The organism is Streptomyces sp. McG3, assembly GCF_018619185.1.
Taxonomy (GTDB): Bacteria; Actinomycetota; Actinomycetes; order Streptomycetales; family Streptomycetaceae; genus Streptomyces.
The window spans coordinates 1-5,769 of record NZ_JAAXYC010000412.1 but is presented as its reverse complement, the minus strand read 5'-3'; the positions used below and the strand labels follow the sequence as shown (position 1 = coordinate 5,769).

Below are 5,769 nucleotides of genomic sequence, written 5' to 3'. Positions count from 1 at the left end.
CCGCAGCCCCCATGACCCCGCCGACCGCAGGAGTTCGCCATGCCGCAGTCCCCGCACCCCTCGCCCCACGCGCCGCCGCGCCTGCTGGTCTCCGACCATGTCGCCGGCCGGGTCAGCCTGTTGGACCTGCCGGACGGCACGGAGCGCGCCGCGCTGAACCACCGGCACCTCGCCGAGCACGCGGGGTTCCTCCCGCTGCCGGAGGGCCTCACCGCCTGCGTGGACGACCGGGCGGGCGAGCTGCTGGTCCTCGACCCGTACGGCCCCGGCGCCGGCCGGCCGCTGGTCCGGCGGCGGATACCGGTCGCGGTCCCCGCCGAACACCTGGCGGCGGACCCGGGAGGGCGGCGCCTCGCGGTGACCACCGGCCTAGGCCGCAACGAGGAGGCCTGGACCGGGCTCCTGACGGCCGTCGACCTCGACGCACCGGACGGCGCCGTCGCCGTACGCGTACGGGGGCGGACGGGCGAGCCGGGGGTCACGGTCCTCGGCGGGCCGTCCTCGCTCGTGGTGCTGCGCCACCGGGAGCCGGGCGAGCTGCTGGTCCACCGGCACCACGATCTGATGCGTTCGGCCCCCGCGTGCCCTCCGGCGGTCCCCTTCCGGCGGATCGCCCTGCCGGACGACGACGGACACGGCGACGCCCACGACCCGCTCACCGGCCGGGTGTTCGCCGCCGCGGGGTCGGGGGTGCATCGCGCACGGCGGGAGGGGGACGACCTCGTCGGCGAGGCACCCCTGCCCTGGTCCGCCGACGGGCGCTCCGGCGGGCGCGGTCACTACCTGCGGCTCGACCCCGTGCGGCGGATGCTCTGGTCCTGCGTGCGTGGCGGACCCGGCGACCCCGGGCAATGGCCGGAGTGGTCCAACGACGCCTGGTGGCACCACCTCGACACAGGCGTCACGGGCCGGCTGGACCTGGGACCCGGGCTGGTCTTCCGGCTCGCGGTGACCGCCCGTCACATCGCGTACACCCGCGTCCACCCGGACGGCGACGAACTCGTCCTGCTCGCCGCACCCCCGGTCGCCGGATGCCGCCCGGAGGTCGCCGAGCGCCTGCCCCTGCCGGCCATGTCGGGTGCGCCCCGGCCCGGCGGGACCCCCTGGGACGGCGTGCAGCGGCGGGCCGTCGCCGCCTCACCCGGCGGGGGCCTGGTCGCGGTCAGCCGGGGAGGCCATGGCGAGGTCCACGTCTTCGACGCGGACCGGGCGGACCTGCTCACGACCCTGACCGTCCCGACCCCCCTGGACGACGGCGGGCACCTCACCCTCCTCACCCCCGGGGACGGGGCGGAGGCCGACCCGGTCGGCCGCTGAGGGACGCGTAGCGGGTGGTGGCGCGGCGCGACCGCCGTACCACCACCCGCCCCGGCGCCCGGACCGCCTTCACCAGGAGGACTTGGTCACCCCCGGAAGGAACCCCGCGTGGGCCTGCTCACGCATCCGGACCCGGGAGAGCCCGAACCTGCGCAGATACCCCCGGGGCCTGCCGTCGACGCTGTCACGGTTGCGCACCCGCGTGGCGCCGGCGTCGCGCGGCTGACGCCGCAACTCCTCTGCGGCCGCGGCCCGTTCGCGCTCCGGCGTACCTGGCCGGCGGATGATCTCCTTCAGCTCGGCCCTGCGGGCGGCGTAGCGGTCGACGGTCTCCCGGCGCCGGTCGTTCCGCGCGATCTTGCTCTTCTTCGCCATCAGACCTTCCCTCCCCGCGCACGGATGCGCGCGACCGCGGCCTCGATGCCGATGCTGTCGACGGTCTTGATGGCCCGAGCACTCAGCGTGAGGCGCACATAGCGGCCCTCGCCGGGCAGCCAGTACCGCTTGCGCTGGACATTCGGGTCGAACCGTCGGGACGTCCGGCGGTGCGAGTGGGAGATGTTGTTGCCGAATCCCGGCTTCGAGCCGGTCAGTTGGCAGTGGGCGGACATGGGGTTACCTGCCTCTCCTTCGATGCATCCATTATTGAAAATGGAAACCATTGCCATATAGTAGCGCCCATGGCTCGCAACGAAGTACGCCCGGTCATCAAGCTCCGCTCCACCGCGGGGACCGGCTACACCTACGTCACCCGCAAGAACCGGCGGAACGACCCCGACCGAATGGTGCTGCGCAAGTACGACCCGGTCGCCCGCCGCCACGTCGACTTCCGCGAGGAGCGCTGAGGCCGGCCAGGCCCCGCCTTCCCCGCACACGACCCGGACCCGACCCCGAGGACACCTTCATGAAGCCCGGAATCCACCCCTCCTACGGCCCCGTCGTCTTCCGCGACAAGGCCGCCGACTTCGCGTTCCTGACCCGCTCGACCATGACCAGCGACCGCACCGTCACCTGGGAGGACGGCAACACCTACCCGGTGGTCGACGTGGAGATCTCCTCCGCGAGCCACCCCTTCTACACCGGCACCGCGCGCGTCCTGGACACCGCCGGACGCGTGGAGCGCTTCGAACGCCGCTACGGACGTGGTGAGGGACGGTGACCGAGCACCGCACGAAACTGCCCGTCGTCATCGTCTGCGGCCTGCACTCCGAAGCGCGCCGCGACGTGGTGGAAGGTCTGCTGCGGGACGTCCCGTACAGCGTCGCGCTGCACCACGACCTTTCCACGGCCACCGGCGGGACCGTACGTCGCTCCCTGCGGGATTCCGGCGGCGAGCTGGATTCCGGCGAGACGCCGCTGGTCAACGCGTGCGCCTGCTGCGCGCTGCGCGAGGACCTCGTCCCCGAACTCGAACGTCTCGCGGGGGACGGACGGACCCGCCTCGCCGTCCTGGAGCTCTGGGACTCCGTCGAGCCGAAGTCCATGGCCGAGGTGATCGCCGCGCACACCAGCGCCGCCGAGGTCACCAACGTGTTCGCGGCCGTCGACCCCACTCTCGTCCTGCCCTGCCTCTCCAACGGCGACGATCTGGCCGAGGCCGGTCTCGCGGCGGCGCCGGCCGACCGGCGGACCATCGGCGACACCTGGGCCCGGCAGGTGGAGTACGCGCCCGTCCTGGCAGTGACGCCGAGCCCGGCGGCCGACGACGAGGACCGCGCCCTGATCCGGCAGCTGAACCCGACGGCCCGCCAGGCCGCTCCCAGATCGGCCGAGTTGGCCCGGCTCGCCTTCGCGGGATTCGATGTGGAGGCGGCGGACGCGGGCCAGCACCCGGCCTGTGCGCTGCTTCCGCAGGAGGCCGACGAGGCCGGGGTGGGCACGCTCGTCTGGCGGCGGCACCGCCCCTTCCACCCCGAGCGCCTGCTCGACGCGCTGGAGGACCTGAGCTGCGCGGCGGCCCGCAGCCGGGGCCGGTTCTGGCTGGCGGACAGGCCCGACACCCTGCTGTCCTGGGATGCCGCGGGCGGCGCGCTCTGCGTGGAGAACACCGGCCCCTGGCTCGCCTCACTCCCGGACGCCGCCTGGTCCATGGTGCCGCCCTACCGACGGGCGGCCGCCGCGCTGGACTGGCACCCGGAGCACGGCGACTGCTGCCAGCACCTGGTCTTCGTCTCCCCCGGCCTCGACCGCGACGGCCTGACCGGCCTGCTGGACTCCTGCCTGCTCACGGACGAGGAGTACGGCTCCGGTCGGGAGACGTGGAAGAACCTGCCCGCCGCGTTCGACGCACTCCTCGACCCGGTCCACTGACGCCCGCACCCCGTCCCACGTACCGCACAACCCGCAACCCGAACAACCACCCCCACACCGAGCACGAGGAAGTCCCATGGCACGTCAGCAGGACCCCCGCAAGCCGCTCAAGAACCGGCCGAACCCCCTGGACGCAGCAAAGATCACGTACATCGACTACAAGGACACCGATCTGCTGCGGAGGTTCATCTCCGACCGCGGGAAGATCCGCAGCCGTCGGGTCACCCGGATCAGCGCCCAGCAGCAGCGGCAGATGGCCGCGGCCATCAAGAACGCCCGCGAGATGGCCCTGCTGCCGTACACCGGATCCGCGGCGGGCAAGTAGCGATCGCGACGCGCCGCCGGGACGGGGCGCACCCGCGGCTCGGGATGCACCACGGCGGCAGCCCGGCGAACATGGACCCATGGGCAGAGACAACCCCGAAAGGGGCACCCAGAGTCCTGGATCGTCGGAGCCGGGAACAGCGGGGCGGCGGGGCGGCCCGCCGAACCAGGGCCTCGCTCTCACGGCCATGCTGTTCGCCGTGTCGATGACGTTCATCGACCAGACCATCGTGGCGATCGCGGCCCCGGACATCATCGACGAACTCGGGCTCACCTCCTCGCAGATGCAGTGGGTCGTCAACGCCTACCTGCTGACGCTGGCAGCCTTCTTCGCCCTGGGCGGGCGGTTGTCCGACATCTTCGGGCACCGCCGCGTGATGCTGATCGGCACGCTGGTCTTCGTCATCGCCTCCGCGCTGTGCGGTGCGGTGCCCTCCGGGGACTTCGCGCAGGCCTGGCTGATCGGCTTCCGCGCCGTCCAGGGCATCGGCGCGGCCCTGATGTTCCCTGCCGCGCTCGCCGTCGTCATCGCCGTGTTCCCGGTGGACCGGCGCGGACGGGCCCTGGCCCTGTTCTTCGGGGTGTCCGGGGCGCTCACCGCGGTCGGGCCGCTGCTCGGCGGCTGGCTCACCGGATGGACCTGGCGGGCGATCTTCTGGGTCAACGTCCCCGTAGCCGTCATCGCCGTCGTGCTGGCGGTCCTGGCCCGCATCCCGGACCGGACCCGCCGCGAGCCCCTGGATCTGCCCGGAGCGGCGCTCGTCGCCGTCGGCATGGGGCTGACGGTGCTGGGGCTGCAACAGGCGTCGACCTGGGGCTGGGACAGTGTCGCCACCTGGGCGTGCATCGCGGGCGGTCTGCTGGTTCTGGCGGCCTTCTGCCGACTGGAACTGCGCACCCGCTTCCCGTTGATCAACCTGCGAGTCTTCCGCGACCTGGCGTTCCGCGTCGACAACGCCGTGCTGTTCTTCGCCATGATGGCGTTCGTCCCGGTGTTCTTCTTCGCCTCCGTGTACGCGCAGGTCTCGCTGAGCGCGTCGCCGAACCAGGCGGCGCTGTACCTCCTGTACTTCTTCATCGGTTTCGGGCTCGCCTCCCAGTGGGGCGGCCGGATCCTCGACAAGCGCGGCGCGCGCCCCGCGATGAAGCTCGGCACGGCGCTCGGTGCGGTCGGATTCGCCCTGTGGGCCGGGAAGTTGACCACGCTCTCCATGCACGACCAGTGGCTGTACGCGGCGATGGCGGGCGCGGGTATCGGACTGCTGCTGGCACCGGCCTCGACCGACGCCGTGAACCGGGCGATCGACGCCAGTTACGGCGAGGTCACCGGCATCACCCAGACCGTACGCAACTTCGCGGCCAGCATCGGGCTGGCCGTGTTCGGCAGCGTGCTGACCCACAGGACGATCACCGAGGTGGACGGGACCCTGCGGGACAAGGGCGTACCGGACGGTGCGTCGCACGATGCCGCCGAGTCCGTCGCGCAGTCGGTGACCGGTCAGGCGGACTCCCGGGGACCGTCCGGCTCGGGACCGGTGGCCGAGACCGTACGGGACTCGATGTCGGCGATCCGGATGGACTTCGCCGAAGCGAACCAGTGGGTGTTCTACGGGATGGCCATCGCCCTGGCCGCGGCCTTCCTGATCTCGCTGCGCCATCCGGGGACCCGGGTGACGCAGGAGTCCTCCGGTTAGCGAGAGGCCCGCCCGGACTCGGGCGGGTCCGGTGACGAACCGACCGGGGCGGGTCGCCGCCGGCCGCGGCGGAAACGGCTGGGGCGGCCGCATGACTCCCGGTCGTCGTGAACGGGGGGGCGTG

The 5,769-nt window shown here is 72.7% G+C and carries 8 protein-coding genes; 6 read left to right on the top strand and 2 right to left on the bottom strand.

Annotated features, from left to right (window positions below; all coding sequences use genetic code 11):
- Positions 1-39 precede the first annotated feature (39 nt).
- Complete coding sequence (locus HET64_RS35715; protein ID WP_215111399.1) at positions 40-1,317, top strand: hypothetical protein; 1,278 nt, start codon at positions 40-42, stop codon at positions 1,315-1,317.
- A 69-nt stretch (positions 1,318-1,386) separates the two neighbouring features.
- Here the strand turns inward: HET64_RS35715 and rpsN are convergent, their stop codons facing one another.
- Both rpsN and rpmB read right to left on the bottom strand, forming a co-directional pair.
- Positions 1,387-1,692 (bottom strand): 30S ribosomal protein S14, encoded by a 306-nt coding sequence (gene rpsN, locus HET64_RS35710; RefSeq protein WP_215111398.1) that lies wholly within the window; start codon positions 1,690-1,692, stop codon positions 1,387-1,389.
- Positions 1,692-1,928 carry a 50S ribosomal protein L28 gene (gene rpmB / locus HET64_RS35705; protein ID WP_030584778.1) on the bottom strand — a complete coding sequence of 79 codons (237 nt, stop codon included), beginning with the start codon at positions 1,926-1,928 and terminating at the stop codon, positions 1,692-1,694. The genes rpsN and rpmB overlap by 1 nt, the downstream gene beginning before the upstream one ends.
- Before the next feature lie 69 nt (positions 1,929-1,997).
- Between rpmB and rpmG the strand changes: the two genes are divergently transcribed.
- From rpmG to HET64_RS35680, 5 genes are all read left to right on the top strand, one after another.
- Complete coding sequence (gene rpmG / locus HET64_RS35700; protein WP_003964410.1) at positions 1,998-2,162, top strand: 50S ribosomal protein L33; 165 nt, start codon at positions 1,998-2,000, stop codon at positions 2,160-2,162.
- 59 nt (positions 2,163-2,221) lie between these two features.
- Entirely contained in the window at positions 2,222-2,476 is a 255-nt protein-coding gene (locus HET64_RS35695; RefSeq protein ID WP_107414521.1) for a type B 50S ribosomal protein L31, read from the top strand.
- Positions 2,473-3,627, top strand: coding sequence for a GTP-binding protein (locus tag HET64_RS35690; RefSeq protein ID WP_215111397.1), 1,155 nt, complete (start codon positions 2,473-2,475; stop codon positions 3,625-3,627). Before HET64_RS35695 ends, HET64_RS35690 begins: the two co-directional genes overlap by 4 nt.
- Before the next feature lie 76 nt (positions 3,628-3,703).
- Positions 3,704-3,952 carry a 30S ribosomal protein S18 gene (rpsR, locus tag HET64_RS35685; RefSeq protein ID WP_215111396.1) on the top strand — a complete coding sequence of 83 codons (249 nt, stop codon included), beginning with the start codon at positions 3,704-3,706 and terminating at the stop codon, positions 3,950-3,952.
- Between the two features lie 79 nt (positions 3,953-4,031).
- Positions 4,032-5,645 (top strand): MFS transporter, encoded by a 1,614-nt coding sequence (locus tag HET64_RS35680; RefSeq protein WP_215111395.1) that lies wholly within the window; start codon positions 4,032-4,034, stop codon positions 5,643-5,645.
- Positions 5,646-5,769 lie beyond the last annotated feature (124 nt).